General features: G+C 42.7%; 16 protein-coding genes, 1 tRNA gene and 1 rRNA gene. All 18 read left to right on the top strand.

Features of this window, described 5'->3' with window-relative positions:
• Nucleotides 1-25 precede the first annotated feature (25 nt).
• The 18 genes from NSQ57_RS22340 to NSQ57_RS22255 all read left to right on the top strand — a co-directional run bounded on the left by NSQ57_RS22340 (nt 26) and on the right by NSQ57_RS22255 (nt 20466).
• Nucleotides 26-961 carry a glycosyltransferase family 2 protein gene (locus NSQ57_RS22340; protein ID WP_340933321.1) on the top strand — a complete coding sequence of 312 codons (936 nt, stop codon included), beginning with the start codon at nt 26-28 and terminating at the stop codon, nt 959-961.
• The gene (locus NSQ57_RS22335) at nt 958-2697 is read left to right on the top strand and encodes a DUF6020 family protein (protein WP_341071269.1); all 1740 of its coding nucleotides are present in this window, start codon (nt 958-960) and stop codon (nt 2695-2697) included. The genes NSQ57_RS22340 and NSQ57_RS22335 overlap by 4 nt, the downstream gene beginning before the upstream one ends.
• A gap of 9 nt (nt 2698-2706) precedes the next feature.
• Nucleotides 2707-3060 (top strand): EamA family transporter, encoded by a 354-nt coding sequence (locus NSQ57_RS22330; RefSeq protein ID WP_340933319.1) that lies wholly within the window; start codon nt 2707-2709, stop codon nt 3058-3060.
• Nucleotides 3044-3379 (top strand): EamA family transporter, encoded by a 336-nt coding sequence (locus tag NSQ57_RS22325; protein ID WP_340933317.1) that lies wholly within the window; start codon nt 3044-3046, stop codon nt 3377-3379. Before NSQ57_RS22330 ends, NSQ57_RS22325 begins: the two co-directional genes overlap by 17 nt.
• A gap of 61 nt (nt 3380-3440) precedes the next feature.
• Nucleotides 3441-4559, top strand: coding sequence for an acyltransferase (locus NSQ57_RS22320; protein WP_340933315.1), 1119 nt, complete (start codon nt 3441-3443; stop codon nt 4557-4559).
• A gap of 76 nt (nt 4560-4635) precedes the next feature.
• Complete coding sequence (locus tag NSQ57_RS22315; RefSeq protein ID WP_340933313.1) at nt 4636-5379, top strand: sugar phosphate nucleotidyltransferase; 744 nt, start codon at nt 4636-4638, stop codon at nt 5377-5379.
• A 37-nt stretch (nt 5380-5416) separates the two neighbouring features.
• The gene (gene rfbC / locus NSQ57_RS22310) at nt 5417-5965 is read left to right on the top strand and encodes a dTDP-4-dehydrorhamnose 3,5-epimerase (RefSeq protein ID WP_340933311.1); all 549 of its coding nucleotides are present in this window, start codon (nt 5417-5419) and stop codon (nt 5963-5965) included.
• A 96-nt stretch (nt 5966-6061) separates the two neighbouring features.
• Nucleotides 6062-7081: a dTDP-glucose 4,6-dehydratase gene (rfbB, locus tag NSQ57_RS22305; RefSeq protein ID WP_340933309.1), complete on the top strand. Its 1020-nt coding sequence runs from the start codon at nt 6062-6064 to the stop codon at nt 7079-7081.
• 1 nt (nt 7082) lies between these two features.
• Nucleotides 7083-7952 (top strand): dTDP-4-dehydrorhamnose reductase, encoded by an 870-nt coding sequence (gene rfbD, locus NSQ57_RS22300; RefSeq protein WP_340933307.1) that lies wholly within the window; start codon nt 7083-7085, stop codon nt 7950-7952.
• A gap of 264 nt (nt 7953-8216) precedes the next feature.
• Nucleotides 8217-9179, top strand: coding sequence for a glycosyltransferase family 2 protein (locus NSQ57_RS22295; RefSeq protein WP_340933305.1), 963 nt, complete (start codon nt 8217-8219; stop codon nt 9177-9179).
• Between the two features lie 586 nt (nt 9180-9765).
• Nucleotides 9766-10674, top strand: coding sequence for a glycosyltransferase family 2 protein (locus NSQ57_RS22290; protein WP_165146359.1), 909 nt, complete (start codon nt 9766-9768; stop codon nt 10672-10674).
• Nucleotides 10671-12071, top strand: coding sequence for an undecaprenyl-phosphate glucose phosphotransferase (locus tag NSQ57_RS22285; RefSeq protein ID WP_029514512.1), 1401 nt, complete (start codon nt 10671-10673; stop codon nt 12069-12071). The genes NSQ57_RS22290 and NSQ57_RS22285 overlap by 4 nt, the downstream gene beginning before the upstream one ends.
• Before the next feature lie 106 nt (nt 12072-12177).
• The gene (locus NSQ57_RS22280) at nt 12178-13050 is read left to right on the top strand and encodes a phosphatidylinositol-specific phospholipase C/glycerophosphodiester phosphodiesterase family protein (RefSeq protein ID WP_165146362.1); all 873 of its coding nucleotides are present in this window, start codon (nt 12178-12180) and stop codon (nt 13048-13050) included.
• 126 nt (nt 13051-13176) lie between these two features.
• A complete protein-coding gene (locus NSQ57_RS22275) occupies nt 13177-13887 on the top strand; it encodes a heptaprenylglyceryl phosphate synthase (RefSeq protein WP_341040127.1) in 711 nt (236 codons plus the stop codon).
• A gap of 41 nt (nt 13888-13928) precedes the next feature.
• Complete coding sequence (gene pcrA, locus NSQ57_RS22270; RefSeq protein ID WP_029514509.1) at nt 13929-16253, top strand: DNA helicase PcrA; 2325 nt, start codon at nt 13929-13931, stop codon at nt 16251-16253.
• A gap of 89 nt (nt 16254-16342) precedes the next feature.
• Nucleotides 16343-18358, top strand: coding sequence for an NAD-dependent DNA ligase LigA (gene ligA / locus NSQ57_RS22265; protein ID WP_039271371.1), 2016 nt, complete (start codon nt 16343-16345; stop codon nt 18356-18358).
• A 379-nt stretch (nt 18359-18737) separates the two neighbouring features.
• Nucleotides 18738-20293, top strand: a 16S ribosomal RNA gene (locus NSQ57_RS22260).
• A 97-nt stretch (nt 20294-20390) separates the two neighbouring features.
• Nucleotides 20391-20466 (top strand) — tRNA-Ala (locus NSQ57_RS22255).
• The last annotated feature ends 73 nt before the right edge of the window (nt 20467-20539 follow it).

The following is a 20539-nucleotide window of genomic DNA, read 5'->3' as shown; positions in this document are numbered from 1 at the left end:
AAAATTCATAAGGGGACCTATGTAAATGGAAATTGCAGTTTTAATTCCTTGTTATAATGAAGAACAAACGATCGGAAAAGTCATACAAGATTTTAGGAAAGAATTACCTTTTTCGAAGATTTATGTTTATGATAATAATTCTAAAGATAAGACAGTGAAGGTTGCGCTTGAAAATGGAGCCATTGTAAAGCATGAGTATAGACAAGGTAAAGGTAGTGTAGTTCGATCTATGTTTATGGACATTGAAGCTGATTATTATATTATGGTTGACGGGGACGACACTTACCCGGCTGAGTATGTGCATAGATTAATCGAGCCATTAAAAGAGAATAAAGCAGATATGGTTATTGGAGATAGACTTTCAAATGGGACTTATGCGAATGAAAATAAGCGGAACCTCCATGGCTTTGGTAATGATTTAGTCAAAAATATGATTAACTTTCTTTATAAAAGTAATGTAAAGGATATTATGACAGGTTATAGAGCTTTTAACAAATTTTTTGTTAAATCATTTCCGGTTATGAGCCCGGGATTTGAGATTGAAACTGAACTAACCATTCATACGTTGGATAAACGCTTCTCCCTAAAAGAAGTTCAAATTGATTATAGGGATCGGCCAGAAGGTAGCGAATCTAAATTAAATACATTAAGAGATGGCTATAAAGTTCTGAAAACAATACTTATGCTTTTTAAAGAGTTTAAACCTTTGTTTTTTTTCAATATTTGGTCTGCTCTTCTTCTTATATTAGGCCTTTTAGTGGGGGCACCCGTTATTATTGAATATATATATACTAGTTTTGTTACAAAATTACCATCAGCTGTTTTAGCGGTGGGTTTTGTTTTACTGTCTATCATTAGTTTTACTTGTGGTTTAATACTAGATACAGTGGTAGCGAACTATCGAAAACAGTATGAATTGGAATTGCATCGTATTAAGCAAGAGGTAGGTATAAAGGTATGATTTTGTTTAATAATCTAGCAACTAAGGTTAATTTCTTTTGTTTAGTTCTGTCTATTGCTTTAGGTAGTGGCTTGGTGTATCTTCTCACTACTAATGTTTCGTTAATAAAATGGTTATTGAGCATAATAATTGTTTTCGTTTCTTTAATTCACCTTGTTATAAGTAAGAATTTGAATAATTTAGAAATAAAGCCTTCGCTGAAATCATGGTATAATTATATTTTTTGTCTAGCACTTACTCTTTTTCTATTTGTTAGTTTAATGGGATCTTTTTTTAAACGTGGTTACAATTTATTTGGTTTTGCGTTCATAAGTATTACTGCATTTATTGCTTTGTTTTGTATTGTACTCGCTTTAACTCAGTTTTTAATGAAATCAAGGTCAGGAATTTCATGCGTTGAAGGAAGAAAAATTAAAATTTTGTTTTTTGCGACCCCCTCGTTTGTTATTTTTTTAGTTTACTTTCTGGCTTTTTATCCTGGAGTTTTGTCGCCAGATTCTTTAGATCAATGGTCTCAAATATTCACCGGAAAATTTGATGATTGGCATCCAGTAGCACATACGTGGTTCATCATGTTTACGACTCTGTTAGGGGACACACCAGCAGCTTTCTCAATTATCCAAATAATTATTATGTCCTTGATAATAGGATACTGTGGGTATACTTTTGAGAGGTATGGAGTTAAGAAGATTTTTGTTTATTTATCTGTTGTTTTTCTATCTTTCGTTCCTATTAATGGAATTTATTCCATCACGATGTGGAAAGATATTTTGTATAGTGGGCTTCTTTGCTTAATAAGCTTATATATTGCTAATATTGTTATTTCTAATGGACTATGGCTTGATTCTAAGTTGAATGGAATTTTATTCGTTATAGCTTCGGTTGGAGTAACACTTTTTCGACATAACGGATTTATAATTTTTTTATTGACATTGCTTATTTCAATCGTAGTTTTCAAAAAGAAGCTTATGAAATTCTATTTATGGTCAATTCCGGTACTGTTAATTTATTTTATCGTTACAATTCCTGTTTTTAATGCTTTGAAAGTCACCTCCTCAGACCCTAACGAAGCTCTTGCAATACCCACACAACAAGTTGCTAGTGTTATTGCACTTGATGGCAAAATGACCAATGAACAATTAGAATTTTTCGCCAACATATTGCCGATAGATGTCTGGAAAAGTCAATATAATCCATACACAGTAGACCCTTTGAAATTCAATAAGGAATTTAATAGAGGATTCCTCAGAGAGAATAGAAGTGAGTTTCTTAAGAAGTGGTTAACATTGTGCATACAGAATCCTAATATTGTAATAAAAAGCTATCTAAAACAAGTTTCGAATGTTTGGCAGATAACACAATTTAACGATGGTGTTACATCACTATATTCAACATCAATAACCGAAAATAATAACTCAATTAAATATGGTTTATCAAATAAGACCATCAGTGTCGGGTTGACAGAAAATGTATCTCGGATTTTAGAATTTTCAAGAAATAGTATAATATGGAGAGCTGCCTTGTACAATGTATTGATTATATTATCCCTATATATAATTGTACGGCGTAGAAACTATGCGTTAGTCATAGTAGCACTGCCTGTAACGCTTAATACTCTAACCATCATGGCTGCAACACCAGCTCAGGATTTTAGATATTTATATGCAAATTTGCTTGTTTCTATTGTTGTTTTTCTTACATCTTTTCTGAAATTTGAAAAGAAGGCAGTTCATTAAGGAGGCGTATTGGTAATTAAAAGATTTAACTTTTTTTATAGAAATAGCAGTTTGGGAATAATACTTATTTTATTTTCTGCTTTACTTACTGCTGTTGGACAAGCATTATGGAAGGTTTCTGGAACCAATAATTTATATATTTTAGCTTTAGGATTAATTCTGTATGTATGTGGTGCTGTTTTAATGATGATTGCTTTTAGGTTTGGAGATTTATCTGTTCTTCATCCGCTTTTAAGTTTTGGCTATATATTTGCTGTATTAATAGGTAGTTACTTCTTAAAGGAACAGATAGGATTCAAGGAAATCATAGGTATAATTATGATAGTTTTGGGGGCTGTCTTAATCAGTGTGGAGAGAAAATGAAATATTACTCTTTGTTTTAATGACCATGTTTGGTGCTTTGGGAGGACTTTTTCTTAAAAAACTCTCTTTGTACACAATAGGAATCAATAAACCTTTTTTAATGCATTTTTTTTTGGCAGGTTTTCTTTACGCTTTGGGGGCATTTCTCAATATTATATTATTAAAGTTTATTCCATATACAGTTGTGTATCCTTTAACCGCCTTCACTTATATATGGACATTAATATTTTCCAAAATATTTTTAAAAGAAACTATAAGTGTTACAAAGATTGGGGGGGTGCTTTTGATAATTTGCGGAGCGTTTGTTTTGATTCTTTAAATATATCACTATTGTAATATGAGGACTTTCTTGCATACATCGTAGAAGAGGATGAATTTTATTGACTGTAAAAGATGGGAAAATCGATTTTATACAGATGTTACGAGGGATTGCTGCTGTTTCTGTAACAATATTTCATGCGAGAGGCCATCTTCCTAGTCAATCGCCTTTTTCCCAGTGGCTGTTTTCTGCTGCATCGTCTGGTGTAGATATATTTTTTATGATTAGTGGCTTCATTATGGTGTATACAACTAGGAATAGTAACGGTTCTTTTTTGTATTTTTCTAAATTTATGCTAAAAAGATTTGCGAGAATTTGGCCTATGTATCTTGTATTGACTTTCTTATACATAATACTTATGCTGCTAAGTGCTTACATTATTAACCGAGTGGATGTCGATCCTTCAGTCACAGACATACTTAAATCCCTATTCTTTATTCCATTAATTTTAGACAAAAGTGACGGGCCTTTCTGGGGAGGTTCTGTTCTTCATACGGGATGGACTCTTAATTTTGAGATGTACTTTTATTCATTCTTTGCAATATCGTTACTGTTTGGAAGGTATAAATGGCTATTGTTTTTTTCTTGGGTAATATTCACTCTAATATTACTTCCGAGTATGGCAGGGGACATTTCTTTAGATCCCAAGCACTATTATGGTTGGGACTGGGGATATCTTAATTTAATCACTTCCCCTTTGATTTGGGAATTTGTTGTAGGCGTCATCATAGGATTGATATATTTTTCTAAACTCAGAATAAAAAACACTAAAATATGTTGGTTGCTCTGTTTACTGGCTTTATCCTTTACAATGTGGTATTTTCTTGGGGGTATTAACCCCGGCTTTGGAATAGTTAATTGGGGACTGCCTTATGTAATTTTGTTTTCTATTTTGGTGATCTCAAGCAAAAGTATCGAGATTAAAAGCCCTTATTTTTTAGTGTGGCTTGGTAATATTTCTTTTTCATTATATCTAATCCACCCTTTAGTAATTCATCCTCTTGCCAATATTGCATGGGAGTTTGAATCGCTAAGAAATTCTTTACAGGATATGTCATATATCATTTTTCTAACTGTTCTAAGTATTTGTTTTGCGGCAGTTGCTCACGAATTTTTAGAGAAACGGTTATCAAATTGGTTCCGTGATAAACTTTTTACTTTACTAAAAATTAAGTCTTAAGGTCGTAAAGATGTTTCATCTAATTAATTTTTTCTGAAAATCATATTAATATATGTATTAGTACAAGGAGGGCGCTATGAAAGGTATTATTCTTGCGGGCGGGACTGGTTCTCGCCTTTTTCCTTTAACCAAGGTAACCAATAAGCACTTGCTTCCTGTCGGTAAGTATCCCATGATCTTTCATTCCATATATAAGCTAAAAAAAGCTGATATTACGGACATCCTTATTGTAACAGGTAAAGAACACATGGGGGATGTTGTAAATCTGCTTGGAAGCGGTCGTGAGATGGGCGTAACTTTTACATATAAGGTACAGGACGAAGCGGGTGGCATTGCGCAGGCGTTAGATCTGGCAGAGCATTTCGTTGGCAAAGATCAAATGGTCGTTATTTTGGGGGACAATGTGTTTGAGGATGATATCTCTCCGTTTGTGCAAAATTTTCGTAAACAGAATGTTGGTGCTAAATTATTATTGCAAAAGGTCCATGATCCGCAGCGATTTGGTGTGGCAGAAATTCAAAATCAACGTATTCTATCTATAGAAGAAAAACCTCAGATGCCTAAAAGCGATTATGCAGTTACGGGCATTTACATGTTTGATCATAATGTTTTTAATATTGTGAAAACCCTAAAACCTTCGACACGTGGAGAATTAGAGATTACAGACGTTAACAATGCGTATATTGCTAACGGAACATTGACCTATGATATTCTTCAAGGTTGGTGGACGGATGCAGGAACGCATACTTCGCTTGCCAGAGCAAATGAACTCGCGCAAAATATTATATTTGGTGAGGAATTTGGTAAGTTAAAGTTGTAATGCAAAGTTTCACAGCATTGAGGGAAGGACGTATAGCATGAAAGTGATACCTTTAAAATTAACAGGTGCAAGTATAATGGAGCCGACTGTTCATGGTGATCAACGCGGTTTTTTTATGGAAAGTTATAATCAACAGGTAATGCAAAGTGAGGGGATTAATCATACTTTTGTTCAGGATAACCAATCTCTTTCTGCTGATGCAGGAGTTATACGTGGGTTGCATTACCAATTAAATCCGAAGGCACAAACGAAACTTATCAGGGTACTCACAGGGGCTATCTATGATGTGATTTTGGACATTCGAAAAAGTTCTCCTACGTTTGGGCAATGGATGAGTGTCATTCTAAGTGAGCATAATCGTCGCCAGTTACTGGTACCTAAGGGGTTTGCTCATGGTTTTTGTACGCTTGTTCCCAATACTCAGGTGTTGTATAAGGTTGATGAATATTACTCTCCTTTGCACGACAGAGGGATACGGTGGAATGACCCTGCATTGAGTATTGACTGGCCTACCTCCAAGGCGATACTGTCAGAGAAGGATAAACAGCAGCCTGTTCTGACAGATGCGGAAATCAATTTTGATTAGAAGCTAACACAAATTAATACTTTGAATGCTTTTGAGTTAAGAAAATGAGTCAGAAGTCTAATATACTTTAGACATTGCTCAGCTTAGGAGGTCTGTATGAAACTTCTTGTTACCGGTGGGGCCGGATTTATAGGCAGTAACTTTGTATTGTATATGCTTAAACAGCATCCAGATTATGAAATTGTAAATATAGATGCTCTTACCTATGCAGGTAACCTGGAAAATTTGAAATCCATTGAAAGTAACCCCAAACATAGCTTCATCAAGGCAGATATCACTGATACTCAAGCGATTGACCAGCTGATGCAGCAGGGAATTGATGTGGTGGTTAATTTTGCAGCGGAGTCACATGTGGATCGGAGTATTCTGGAACCGGAAGTGTTTGTGAAAACAAACGTATTGGGTACGCAAGTGCTACTGGACGCGGCCAAGAAATATAACGTGGCCAAGTTTGTACAGGTATCAACAGATGAGGTGTATGGATCTTTGGGAGAAACAGGCTTGTTTACGGAGGAAACTCCGTTGCAGCCTAATAGTCCTTATTCTGCATCCAAGGCAGGTGGCGATCTGCTAGTTCGTGCATATCATGAAACCTTCTGTTTACCAGTGAATATCACGCGTTGTTCTAACAACTACGGCCCATATCAGTTTCCTGAGAAATTGATCCCGCTAATGATCTCACGTGCATTGAGCGACCAACAGCTACCTGTATACGGGGATGGCTTGAACATTCGCGACTGGTTGTATGTAGAGGATCATTGCAGCGCAATTGATCTAGTCATTCATCAGGGTAAACTGGGTGAAGTATACAATATCGGGGGAAATAACGAGCGGACAAATGTGCATATCGTCAAAACAGTATTAGAGGAGCTGGGCAAGCCAGAATCTCTGATTTCGTATGTGCAGGATCGTCCAGGACATGACCGCCGTTATGGCATTGATCCAACGAAGACCATGAATGAGCTGGGCTGGAAGCCAAAGCACTCTTTTGAAACAGGCATTAAAGAAACGATTCGCTGGTACTTGGACAACGAAGAATGGTGGATTCGCATTCAATCCGGCGAATACCAACAATACTATGCTAAACAGTACGGTTCCCGCTTGGGGGATGCGTAAAATGAAGGTGCTGGTTACTGGAGCATCCGGTCAACTTGGTAAAGATGTAGTAAACGTTTTTCAGGGTCAAGGACATGATGTTCTTGGATACGATCGGGAACAGCTGGATATCACGGATTTGGAGCAGGCTGTGAAGATCGTTGAACAGTCCCAACCTGATGCCGTAATCCACTGTGCAGCGTATACGGCTGTGGATGCAGCGGAGACCGATGTAGACGGGGCTTATCAAGTCAACGCGGTAGGCACACGTAATATGGTACTGGCTGCGGAAAAGGTAGGAGCCAAGCTGGTTTATATCAGCACAGATTATGTGTTCGATGGAACGGCAAAGCAGCCATATCATGAGTACGATAATACCAATCCGCAGAGTATCTACGGAAAGTCCAAACGGGCGGGAGAGGTATTGACCCAAACACTTTCCTCTAGGTATTTTATTGTTCGTACATCTTGGGTATATGGAATGCACGGAAACAATTTTGTCAAAACGATGCTGAAGCTTGGACAGGAGAAGCCGCTCCTCCAGGTAGTGAATGATCAGAAGGGTTCACCTACCTATACGGTGGATCTGGCACGCTTTTTGGCGGAATTGATTCAAACGGAGAAGTACGGCGTATACCATGCATCCAATAGCGGCTCCTGTACCTGGTATGAATTTACGCAAGCTATTTTACAGGATGCGGCGGAAATATTAGATGCCAAGATCACAGCGAAATTGGAGCCATGCAGCACAGAGCAATTCCCCAGACCAGCAGCGCGGCCACGTAATTCTGTTATGGAGCATGTAGCGATTCGAACCAATGGATTGAATGATTTGCGCGACTGGCGTGAGGGATTGCGTGATTTTATACAGAATTATTGCAGTCAATCATAAGGGAGATTTTACTGTGCACCTATAAGCTTAGAAATAGGCCTAACTTCAAATATATTTGGTCTCAATAATCATCTGAAAAAGTCGAGTTCATACTCGGCTTTTTTTGTTTTATTGAAACATTTTCCATATCACTGCATCTATTGTGGTATATAACAATCTATAGACTGTAGCAGCTCTTTGAAATTATGCTGGTTTGCTCTATGATAGGAATAAGAACATCTGGAGTAAATACGCCAAAATCTCATAAACGAGGAACATGAATCTATGATTAAATCCGTAAGTGTTCATATTGTAACGTATAACAGTGAAAAAGATATCCAAGAGTGCTTAAAGGCTGTCAGCAAGCAAAGCTACCCCCTACAAGCAGTGGTTATCATAGATAATCAATCCAAGGATCAGACAGAGGAACAAGTTAAAGAAATAGCGCATTTGTTTGGTTCAAAATTCAAGTTTGTCTCTAATGTCCAAAATGTTGGTTTTGCCCCTGGCCATAATCAAGCAATAGCGTTGGACGATACGGACTATGTGCTAGTACTTAACCCAGACGTTACTATAGAACCTGATTACATTGAGCGCCTGGTTGCAGTGATGGAGCATAATCAGCGTATAGGCAGCGCTACAGGTCAATTGCTGCGTAAAGCGAACCGGGAGATGATAGATAGCACGGGTATTGTTATGAATTCAGCCAGAAGAGCTTTTGATCGAGGAGCAGGAGAGCCTTCAGTTCAGTGGTCAGAGTCAGGAAAGGTATTTGGTGTTTCAGGCGCAGCAGCTTTGTATTCACGGCGAATGATTAATGACATTGGTCTAAATGGTGAGTTTTTTGATGAAAGCTTTTTTGCATACAAAGAAGATGTAGATGTGGCTTGGCGAGCAGCCTTGCTCGGCTGGGAAGCTTACTATGATGCTAGAGCAATAGCCTACCATGAACGTGGTTGGAAGGAAACGAGTCGTACATCCCAATCGTTGTTTGTGAGAAGACTTTCATATATTAATCGTTATAAAATGATGTATAAAAATGATACTTTCTCTGAATGGATGAAAAATATTATTTTTCTCCTTTCATATGAGATAGCAAGTAATCTGTATTTTCTTTTCAGAGAGCCAAAAGTACTTGTAGCTTGGAAGACTTTTTTTAAAGAACTGCCCGAGCTTAGGGGGAAAAGAAGGCAACTTAGAAAGAAGATTACCCTTCATCATCATCAAAATAAATCAAAAGCTCAATAATACATTGAATTTATCAAAATACCATCGAATGCGTGTTCCTTTATGGAAAAATATAGTATAATTGAAACGTGCAACCGATAGAGCTGCCAAGAGCGGTCGGCTAACTCTCCCGAGGAGGGGGGTGAAGCCTGTGACAGTGTTTGAGGCGCTCAGTTTAATGCTGACGTTCGGGGCGTTAATCGTCACACTGTTAGAGTTTAACAAACGAAAATAGACCGCCCCCGCAAGGAAGGGTCTATTTTCGGCCTGATTGTTCCAAAACCGTCCGCTCTTGGAGCGTTGGTTGCGCAGGGGCTGGCTGGCACCAGCCCTTTTTCCATGTATATCTTACCACGATGAATTTTAGACCTCAACCGAGGATTTTACAAAAATCTAATAAACGACTTCCAATGAACAATATATAGATCGAAATGATTTCGTTTGTCTATATTTGCGCTTTGGAGTGACAGGAATCGAATTTTGCATAATCCTTCTAAACTATGTAAGGTTACAAGTTATGTGCTTTTTTGCGCCCCGTGGTCTGCGCGGTATGCTATAATAGGCGATAGTAGAATAGATTACTGAATTTGTCAGGAGCGTTTTAAATATGGATGTAAGCATACTGGTCGTCAACTATAATACGTGTCAATTGACGCTGGATTGTTTGCAGTCGGTGTATGCGTCCGAGACGCAATACCGATATGAAGTGATTGTTATTGATAATCACTCCAGTGACGGATCTGTTGAGGCTATTCGTGCTGCATACCCGGAGATTATGTTGATAGCCAATAAGGATAATACAGGTTTTGCCAAGGCGAACAACCAGGGGATGGAAGTAGCCAGCGGGCGTTATGTATTGTTATTGAACTCCGATACGTTGGTGCAACCGGACACGCTGGATACAATGATCCAGTTTATGGATACGCATCCGGAGATGGGGGCATCGGGCTGTAAGGTCATCCTGCCGGATGGATCATTAGACAAGGCTTGTAAGCGTGGTTTTCCAACGCCATCAGCTTCTTTTTACTATGCTTTTGGCTGGTCGAAGCGTTACCCGGATAACCCGAAGTACAATCAATATCAGCTTGGGCATCTAAGCCCGGATGATGAGTATCCAGTAGATGTACTGGTAGGTGCTTTTATGCTGGTGCGCCGAGAAACGATTGACCAGGTCGGTGGCTTGGATGAAACCTTTTTTATGTATGGTGAGGACATTGACTGGTGTTACCGGATTAAGCAAGCCGGGTGGGGCATTTACTACTACCCGCGCACATATATTATTCATATCAAAGGGGGCAGCGCTCGCCGTCGTCCTTTGAAAATTATTTATGAGTTTCATAGAGCTATGTGGGTATTTCATCGTAAGCATTATAAACAGCAATACAGTTGGATCACCAATATGGCTGTATATGCGGGGATTGCCGTGAAATTTGGAATGGCTTTCCTAAAAAATAAGTTGTCCGCACCGGTCAAGCCGGACGGCGGGGAACAATCTCATACTGAGGTGAAAGCATGATACGCAGAAATCAGCGTTTTTTAACCCAATTATATATTGTGGCGGATTTCGCGGTCATTCAGTTGTCCTTTCTGATCGCTTGGTTTTTCAAATTTGAAAGTGAATGGATCACCTATACAGAACCGCTTCCTATTCAAGTATATGGAGGCTGGAGCTTAATCTACGGCCTGATTGCCGTAGTGCTGGGGATGTTGTTTTCGCTCTATTCGCCCAAACGCAAAAAACGATTTGCAGATGATGTATTTCGCGTCACCCAGATTCATATCGTTGGACTGTTCGTGCTGTTGAGTGTGATGTTCTTCGTGAAACAAATCGACATCTCGCGGTCCTATCTGGCAATCTATATGGTTGGAAACGTGCTGCTTATTTTGTTTTATCGATTTTTCTTGAAGCAAGTTCTTAAAGCTCTCCGTCAAAAAGGGTACAACAAACAATTCATGCTTATTCTCGGGGCGGGTACTCTAGGGCAGCGATTTTATCATAACCTTGGACAATATCCTGATCTGGGATACGAGGTAGTGGGTTTTCTGGATGATAAGCGGCATTGGAGTGAAGAGGAAGAGGCGCATTTCCGCCCGATTCTTGGAGGCTTAGATCAATTGGAGGCTACGCTGTCGCGTCTGATGATTGACGAGGTCATTCTGGCGCTGCCGCTGGATGCTCATGATAAGTACCCCAAGATTATCAACATGTGTGAAAAGGCTGGAGTGCGCACGCTTATAATCCCCGACTTTTTCGATTATTTGCCGGCTCGCCCGTACTTTGATAACTTTGCAGGTATGCCGATGATCAATGTGCGGGATATTCCACTGGATGTAGCGGGGAATCGATTGTTTAAGCGCCTATTCGATATTTTATTCTCTTTATTCGCGATTCTCCTGACCTTTCCGATCATGCTAGCAGTAGCGATTGGTGTGATGATTACATCCAGAGGGCCCATCATTTTTAAGCAGGAGCGGGTAGGCTTGAATCGTCGCACCTTCCGAATGTACAAATTTCGTTCGATGAAGGTGTTACCACCTGGAACTGAAGATACGGGCTGGACGACTGCTAATGACCCAAGACGCACACGTTTTGGTACTTTTATTCGTAAAACGAGTCTCGACGAGCTGCCGCAGTTTTTCAACGTTCTGCTGGGTGATATGAGTGTCGTTGGTCCACGCCCAGAGCGGCCCTATTATGTGGATCAGTTCCGTGAGGAAATTCCAAAATACATGGTGAAGCATCATGTTCGTCCCGGAATCACAGGCTGGGCACAGAGCAACGGGTTGCGCGGAGATACATCTATTGAGGAACGGATTAAGCATGACATCTTCTATATTGAGAACTGGTCGCTCTTATTTGATATTAAAATTATTTTCCGCACGATTCGCAACGGTTTCAAGAACGCGTATTAATACAGAAGCACCCTTCGGTTTAGCCGGAGGGTGCTTCTGCGTCTGGCAGTTGTTTTGAGCATGCGTATGTGGGGTATTGACCTGTACGAAAAGGATGTGACACCCTATGAAACGACTGATTGCTGCGGTCATTCTTTTAATGTTAACCGGCACATTTTTACTGGCTTACAAAGGGCAATCTACAGAAGAACAGACTGACTTTACCACGCACCGCGTAATTTCGCATGCCATGGGAGCCGTTAATGGTTTGGCCTATACTAATGCGCGTGAAGCGTTTGTGGAAAATTATAAAAAAGGCAGCCGCGTATTCGAGGTCGACCTGATGTTTACTTCGGATGGACAATTGGTGGCGCGCCATGAATGGACAGAATCTTTTACAGAGCAAATGCAACAGGAACAAGCAGTTGCTACAGAACAGGGCGGAAAACCGTGGAGCTACCATCAATTTAAGAACACCCCCATACACGGTTCTTATACTCCAGTAGATTGGAAGGATGTATTGGATTTATTGGAAACATACCCGGATGCTTATATTGTGACCGATACGAAAGAACAGGACCCTGCCCAGATCAAACAGTTGTTTGCACAACTGACCCGTCAGGCGCAGGAGAAAAACCCCGAGCTTTTGTCTCGTATTGTTCCCCAAATTTATAATGAAGAAATGCTGCAAATGTTGCGGAGTATTTATCCCTATCCATCCGTTATTTATACGCTCTACGCCACAGAGGATAAAGATGACCAGATTATTCGATTTGTACAACAAAATGATATAACGGCAGTAACTTTACCAGAGAATCGGGTGAGTGGTGCTCTAGTGGAAAGTTTGCGTCAGGCCGGAGCGGTATGCTACGTAAATACCATTAATGAGTTGAAGGATGCGGCTGAGTATGAACAGATGGGTGTGCAAGGTTTCTATACAGATATTTTAACGGAAAAAGAACTTAGTAAACGCAGTTGGTTGTATGCGCTACGCCCCTAAGCTGTCTGAACGGGGTGTTCCCATTTGATACGAACATTGACACCTTTTAAGCACTGTCATAGACTTAGCATAGAACGCTTTTGGATATTGGAATTCGGTTCGACTGGATCATGACAAAAGCAATGGATGCTGGAGGAATGTGTGTTGGCAGATTCAATTCAATCATGGAGGCATGTGTTTAAGCTTGATCCTGAAAAGGAACTGGATGATGAGGCACTTGACGCCGTGTGTATGTCTGGTACGGATGCGATTATGGTAGGAGGTTCATCAGGTATTACCTACGAAAATACGGTGGATTTGCTGTCGAGGGTTCGACGTTATGAGGTGCCGTGTGTGCTTGAGGTGTCCGATCTGGAAGCTGTAGTACCAGGGTTTGATCTATATATGATTCCTATGGTACTGAATACCGCTGACAGTAATTGGATTCTAGGACAGCACCAACGTGCGATTGAACAGTTTGGTTATATGATCCCTTGGGATTTGCTTGTGACGGAAGGATATATTGTTTTGAACGGTGATTCTACAGTCGCTAAGCTTACCGGAGCAGATACTTCGCTGGATATTTCGTCTGCCACCTCATATGCACAGATTGCTGACAAGCTCATGCATCTGCCGATTGTATATGTGGAATATAGCGGTGCTTTTGGGGATATGGAGCTGGTGCAAAAAATACATCGCAGTACAGAGCGCTCTCGTGTCCTATACGGGGGAGGAATCGTGGATAAATCTACCGCGTTACAAGCGGCTGCCGTTTGTGACACCATTGTAGTAGGAAACATCATTTATCGTGACTTGGCGAAAGCGCTGGAGACGGTAGCTGTGAAATTGGAAGTATAGAACGTGATTTTATGGAAGCTCAGGGAAAGGAGCATGCACGCATGCAATCAATAGATATACACGAGGCGGTAGCTCGCCTTAATCCGCCTCAGCGTCAGGCTGTGGAGGCGGTAGATGGTCCGCTGCTGATTATGGCTGGCGCAGGCAGTGGTAAAACACGGGTGCTCACGCACCGAATAGCCTACCTCATCGCAACCCGCAAGACGGCTCCATGGGGCATTTTGGCGATTACCTTTACGAACAAGGCCGCGCGTGAGATGCAGGATCGCGTATCCAAGCTGATTGGCCCACAGGGAAGAGATGTGTGGGTATCCACCTTCCACTCGATGTGTGTGCGTATTTTACGTCGGGATATCGAGCGGATTGGATTTACCTCGAATTTCAGCATTTTGGATTCTACGGATCAATTGTCTGTCATTCGGAGCTGCATGAAGGATCTGAATATAGACACCAAAAAATTTGAACCCAAAGCGGTTCAGTCTATGATGAGTACGGCAAAAAATGAACTGGTCACTCCCGAAATGTATGAGCGCAAGATTGGCGACTATTTTGAAGGGATTGTGGCGAAGGTATATACCAAGTACCAACAGCGGCTCAAAAACAACAACTCTCTTGATTTTGATGATTTGATCATGGCAACGATTCAGCTGTTTAAAGAAGTACCTGAGGTACTGGACTTCTACCAGAAGAAATTTCAATACATTCATGTTGATGAATATCAGGATACAAACCGTGCGCAGTACATGCTGTGCAAAATGCTGGCCGACAAGCATCACCGGATTTGCGTAGTAGGTGACAGTGACCAATCCATCTATCGGTGGCGAGGTGCCGATATTAGCAACATTTTGAATTTTGAAGAGGACTACCCGGAAGCGCGTACCATTTTGCTGGAGCAGAACTACCGGTCCACCTCGAATATTCTCAATGCTGCCAATGAAGTCATTGGTCAAAATACAGGCCGCAAGCCGAAAAAACTATGGACTGACAAAGAAGGCGGCGCCAAGATTAAGGTTTACCGTGCTGATTCTGAACATGATGAGGGCTACTTTATCGCCTCAGAAATTCATAAGAATATTAAAGCGGGCAAAACCTATAGCCATCATGCCATTTTGTACCGTACGAATGCTCAGTCTCGGGTTGTCGAGGAAATTCTGATTAAATCAGATATTCCTTATCAGATCGTGGGCGGTATCAAGTTCTATGATCGGAAGGAAATTAAGGATTTGCTGGCGTATCTTCGCCTGCTCTCCAATCCTGACGACGACATCAGTTTGATCCGAATCATTAATGTGCCAAAACGAAGCATCGGAGACACAACTGTCGGCAAATTGCAGGCAGCTGCAGCGGAACGTGGAGTTTCGATTTTCCGTGTCCTTCAAGTGGTAGATGATTTGGGCTTTGCAGGACGTACGCGTAATGCGTTGGTAGAGTTTTACGATATGATCGAAGGTTTAAGTCGTATGGTAGACTACCTGTCGGTTACCGAGTTAACAGAAAAAATGCTGGAAACCACCCAATATCGATTGGAACTGCAAAACGAGAATACACTCGAGTCACGCTCGCGTTTGGAGAATATTGATGAGTTCCTGTCGGTAACCATGGAATTTGAAAAAGGTGCGGAAGACAAGTCACTCGTCTCCTTCCTGACCGACCTTGCGCTGATTGCTGATATTGATTCCATGAATGACGACGAAGAAGAGCAAAGCGATGCGGTTGTATTGATGACCATGCATAGCGCCAAAGGTCTGGAGTTTCCCATTGTATTTATTGTCGGTATGGAGGAGGGAGTGTTCCCTCATAGTCGTGCCTTTCTGGATAACGAAGAACTGGAAGAAGAGCGCAGATTGGCGTATGTCGGCATAACCCGTGCAGAGGAGCAACTGTTCCTTACATGTGCACAGATGCGCACTTTGTTTGGACGCACCACGGCTAACCCGCCTTCCCGCTTTCTCGAAGAGATTCCAGACGAGTTAAAAGAGGATACGATCATCAAACGTGACCGCTACCGCCGTTCAGGCAATGTAGGCGGATCTTATGGTGGGCGCGGACTGAATAAAGGTAGTGGCAGCAACTTTGGTGGAGAACGCTCGTTTGATACGATGAGCCGCAGTGGTTCGTCCGCTTCCGCGTCACCCCGCGTAACCGTAACGACATCTTCATCCGCGAAACCGACTCCGGCTGCTTCGGCAGGAGGCCCCTCCATTTTTGCTGCTGGAGACAAGGTGCAGCATGGCAAATGGGGAATTGGAACCATTGTAGCTGTAAAAGGGACTGGCAATGATATGGAACTTCAAATTGCTTTCCCGGCTCCGGTAGGGGTTAAACGACTGCTGGCTGGCTTTGCACCTATTACAAAAGTAGAATAAATCTCAAACATCATTAAATCTCGAACCTCATGAGTGGCAGTTTGGCTTAGGCCTCTGCCCTGATGAAGTTCCCGGAGGGATACGCCTGCATGAACCCAATGCACAGAATGGAGCAGCTTGTTGCTGAACTGAACACATATAACTATCATTACTACACACTGGATGAACCCAAGATCAGCGACAAAGAATATGATGTGCTTTATGACGAGCTGGTAGCGCTCGAACAGACGAGCGGTCTTGTGCTGCCGGATTCGCCGACACAGCGTGTGGGTGGGGAGTTACTCAAAGGTTTCACACCGCATCGCCACCTTGCCCCATTATGGAGCCTTGATAAAGCTCAGAATATGGAACAGCTGCGTGCATGGAACGCGCGTGTTGTGAAACTGGTTAATGATTACAATACCAAGAACCCGGAGAAACCTTTGCCATCTCCAGGCTATGCGATAGAACTTAAATTCGATGGACTGACGCTGAACCTGACGTATACAGATGGACAGCTTGTACAGGCTTCTACCCGCGGTAATGGCGTAGTGGGTGAGGGAATACTGGCACAGGTGAAGACCATTAAATCTGTGCCACTTACAATTCCTTTTCGAAATGGAACCATTGAAGTACAGGGAGAAGGGATCATGAATCTCTCTGTATTGTCCAAATATAATGAGACTGCCGTGGACCCTCTTAAAAATGCACGCAACGCCGCAGCTGGTGCTTTGCGCAACTTGAATCCCAAAGTGACAGCAGAGCGGCGCTTGAATGCATTTTTCTACAATGTGGGATATGCAGACCGTATCCAGTTTAACAGCCACCAGGAAATGATGACTTTCCTGCGTGAAAATCATTTTAAGGTAAACCCTTACCTGACTTACTTTGATAATTTTGAAGATGTAATGGAGCAACTGATTGAGATTGAAAAATCTCGTGCCGGATTGGATTACCTCATTGATGGGGCAGTATTGAAAATTACAGATATGCGCACACGTGAGGCTCTCGGGTATACCGATAAATTCCCGCGCTGGGCGGTGGCCTATAAGTTCGAAGCCGAGGAAACGACAACGGTGCTTAACTCGGTTGAGTGGAATGTAGGACGAACCGGTAAAATCACCCCACTCGCAAGGGTAGAGCCGGTAGAGCTGGCGGGAGTCACTGTACAAAATTGTACACTGAACAATGCTGGTGACATCGAGCGCAAAAACCTGAAGTTTGCTTTGGGTGCACGTGTGTTTATCCGTCGCTCAAACGATGTCATTCCGGAGATATTAGGAAAGGTAACGTCTGAGAACGACGGGGAGGAAATTGTCGTACCAGATCATTGTCCAGCCTGCGGGTTTCCGTTACAGCAGCGAGGTGCCCATTTGTTTTGCGACAATAAGCTGGGGTGTAAACCACAAATTGTAGCTCGTATTTCCCATTTTGCTTCACGTGATGCTATGGATATTGAGACATTCAGTGACAAAACGGCCATACAGCTGCATGACGAACTGGAAGTGCGCGAGCCTGCGGATTTGTATACACTCCAATATGATGATCTTGTGAAGCTGGAGCGGTTTGGTGAGAAAAAGGCCAGTAACCTCTTGGCGGCACTTGAAAAGAGTAAAGAGAGAGATTTGGCTTCTTTCCTTTATGCTCTGGGTATACCGAATACCGGTAAAGCAACAACACGCATGTTGGCTGAACACTACCGTGATTTGCACAAGACGATGTCCGCTACGGTGGAAGAACTGATAGAACTACCGGATGTGGGCGGGATTGTAGCCGAAAGCATTGTTGCTTTCTTTGCAGATCCATTTACTCAGGCGGGAATTGAAAAGATGCTGTCTCTAGGGGTGAAAGCTCAGGCCCCTGAAGCTCCGCAGGAGAAGAAGACAGACAGCTTTTTCAGCGGCAAAACGGTCGTGCTTACAGGTACCTTGCATCAGCTTACGCGTGACGAAGCTGCATCCAAGCTGGAGGCACTGGGAGCCAAAGTTGCGGGGTCTGTATCGAAAAAGACGGATCTAGTCATAGCTGGTGAAAAGGCTGGGAGTAAGCTGGCTAAGGCCCAACAGCTCGGAATTGACACCATAGAAGATGAGGATGAATTTATCAGACTGCTGGAACAAGAATAATAGTTTTGCAATGAGTGCAGTCATTCCGCTCTGGGGCGGGGTGGCTGCCTTATTATCTGTTGTATAGTAGGAAATAAAATAGATATAAATAAATGCTTGCTAAATAACTTTAGGCATGATATATTATTAGACGTTGCTTTGAGAGTATCATTTCTTGAAGCGAGGTTGCTGAAAAGATAATCGAAAAAAAGATTTGACAAGAAAGTAACTAACATGATATGATCTAATTCCTGGCTCGTTGAACGAACGAGAACAGACAAGTTCTTTGAAAACTGAACAAATGGATGATGAAACAAAGATTTCTTCTTTTATAAAGAAGGATCGCTAGCATTAAAAAATGAGCTTATCGCTCTTTCTATAAACCAACTTCGGTTGGTCTTTAATGGAGAGTTTGATCCTGGCTCAGGACGAACGCTGGCGGCGTGCCTAATACATGCAAGTCGAGCGGGGTTATTTAGAAGCTTGCTTCTAAATAACCTAGCGGCGGACGGGTGAGTAACACGTAGGCAACCTGCCCACAAGACAGGGATAACTACCGGAAACGGTAGCTAATACCCGATACATCCTTTTCCTGCATGGGCGAAGGAGGAAAGACGGAGCAATCTGTCACTTGTGGATGGGCCTGCGGCGCATTAGCTAGTTGGTGGGGTAAAGGCCTACCAAGGCGACGATGCGTAGCCGACCTGAGAGGGTGATCGGCCACACTGGGACTGAGACACGGCCCAGACTCCTACGGGAGGCAGCAGTAGGGAATCTTCCGCAATGGGCGAAAGCCTGACGGAGCAACGCCGCGTGAGTGATGAAGGTTTTCGGATCGTAAAGCTCTGTTGCCAGGGAAGAACGTCTTGTAGAGTAACTGCTACAAGAGTGACGGTACCTGAGAAGAAAGCCCCGGCTAACTACGTGCCAGCAGCCGCGGTAATACGTAGGGGGCAAGCGTTGTCCGGAATTATTGGGCGTAAAGCGCGCGCAGGCGGCTCTTTAAGTCTGGTGTTTAATCCCGAGGCTCAACTTCGGGTCGCACTGGAAACTGGGGAGCTTGAGTGCAGAAGAGGAGAGTGGAATTCCACGTGTAGCGGTGAAATGCGTAGAGATGTGGAGGAACACCAGTGGCGAAGGCGACTCTCTGGGCTGTAACTGACGCTGAGGCGCGAAAGCGTGGGGAGCAAACAGGATTAGATACCCTGGTAGTCCACGCCGTAAACGATGAATGCTAGGTGTTAGGGGTTTCGATACCCTTGGTGCCGAAGTTAACACATTAAGCATTCCGCCTGGGGAGTACGGTCGCAAGACTGAAACTCAAAGGAATTGACGGGGACCCGCACAAGCAGTGGAGTATGTGGTTTAATTCGAAGCAACGCGAAGAACCTTACCAGGTCTTGACATCCCTCTGACCGCTGTAGAGATATGGCTTTCCTTCGGGACAGAGGAGACAGGTGGTGCATGGTTGTCGTCAGCTCGTGTCGTGAGATGTTGGGTTAAGTCCCGCAACGAGCGCAACCCTTATGCTTAGTTGCCAGCAGGTCAAGCTGGGCACTCTAAGCAGACTGCCGGTGACAAACCGGAGGAAGGTGGGGATGACGTCAAATCATCATGCCCCTTATGACCTGGGCTACACACGTACTACAATGGCCGGTACAACGGGAAGCGAAGCCGCGAGGTGGAGCCAATCCTAGAAAAGCCGGTCTCAGTTCGGATTGTAGGCTGCAACTCGCCTACATGAAGTCGGAATTGCTAGTAATCGCGGATCAGCATGCCGCGGTGAATACGTTCCCGGGTCTTGTACACACCGCCCGTCACACCACGAGAGTTTACAACACCCGAAGTCGGTGGGGTAACCCGCAAGGGAGCCAGCCGCCGAAGGTGGGGTAGATGATTGGGGTGAAGTCGTAACAAGGTAGCCGTATCGGAAGGTGCGGCTGGATCACCTCCTTTCTATGGAGAATCGTTTCCTGCAACGGAAACATTCAAATATGAAGCGTAAGCTTCAAAATTCATCATTCCATTTGTTCAGTTTTGATGGAACTTGTGAGGGGCCATAGCTCAGCTGGGAGAGCGCCTGCCTTGCACGCAGGAGGTCAGCGGTTCGATCCCGCTTGGCTCCACCAATTACAATTTCATCATAAACTGTAAGAGAATCGTTAACTCCTTGGAGATTGATTGATAATCAAACAGCCTTGC

It is taken from the genome of Paenibacillus sp. FSL L8-0502 (assembly GCF_038593055.1).
Taxonomy (GTDB): domain Bacteria; phylum Bacillota; class Bacilli; order Paenibacillales; family Paenibacillaceae; genus Paenibacillus; species Paenibacillus polymyxa_D.
The sequence above is the reverse complement of the archived record's forward strand: the minus strand, read 5'-3'. Positions and strand labels throughout refer to the sequence as shown.

Coding starts and splice junctions, on each gene's coding strand:
- NSQ57_RS22340 (WP_340933321.1), top strand. CDS start 26: ATGGAAATTGCAGTTTTAATTCCTTGTTATAATGAAGAACAAACGATC.
- NSQ57_RS22335 (WP_341071269.1), top strand. CDS start 958: ATGATTTTGTTTAATAATCTAGCAACTAAGGTTAATTTCTTTTGTTTA.
- NSQ57_RS22315 (WP_340933313.1), top strand. CDS start 4,636: ATGAAAGGTATTATTCTTGCGGGCGGGACTGGTTCTCGCCTTTTTCCT.
- rfbC (WP_340933311.1), top strand. CDS start 5,417: ATGAAAGTGATACCTTTAAAATTAACAGGTGCAAGTATAATGGAGCCG.
- rfbB (WP_340933309.1), top strand. CDS start 6,062: ATGAAACTTCTTGTTACCGGTGGGGCCGGATTTATAGGCAGTAACTTT.
- rfbD (WP_340933307.1), top strand. CDS start 7,083: ATGAAGGTGCTGGTTACTGGAGCATCCGGTCAACTTGGTAAAGATGTA.
- NSQ57_RS22295 (WP_340933305.1), top strand. CDS start 8,217: ATGATTAAATCCGTAAGTGTTCATATTGTAACGTATAACAGTGAAAAA.
- NSQ57_RS22290 (WP_165146359.1), top strand. CDS start 9,766: ATGGATGTAAGCATACTGGTCGTCAACTATAATACGTGTCAATTGACG.
- NSQ57_RS22285 (WP_029514512.1), top strand. CDS start 10,671: ATGATACGCAGAAATCAGCGTTTTTTAACCCAATTATATATTGTGGCG.
- NSQ57_RS22280 (WP_165146362.1), top strand. CDS start 12,178: ATGAAACGACTGATTGCTGCGGTCATTCTTTTAATGTTAACCGGCACA.
- NSQ57_RS22275 (WP_341040127.1), top strand. CDS start 13,177: ATGCTGGAGGAATGTGTGTTGGCAGATTCAATTCAATCATGGAGGCAT.
- pcrA (WP_029514509.1), top strand. CDS start 13,929: ATGCAATCAATAGATATACACGAGGCGGTAGCTCGCCTTAATCCGCCT.
- ligA (WP_039271371.1), top strand. CDS start 16,343: ATGAACCCAATGCACAGAATGGAGCAGCTTGTTGCTGAACTGAACACA.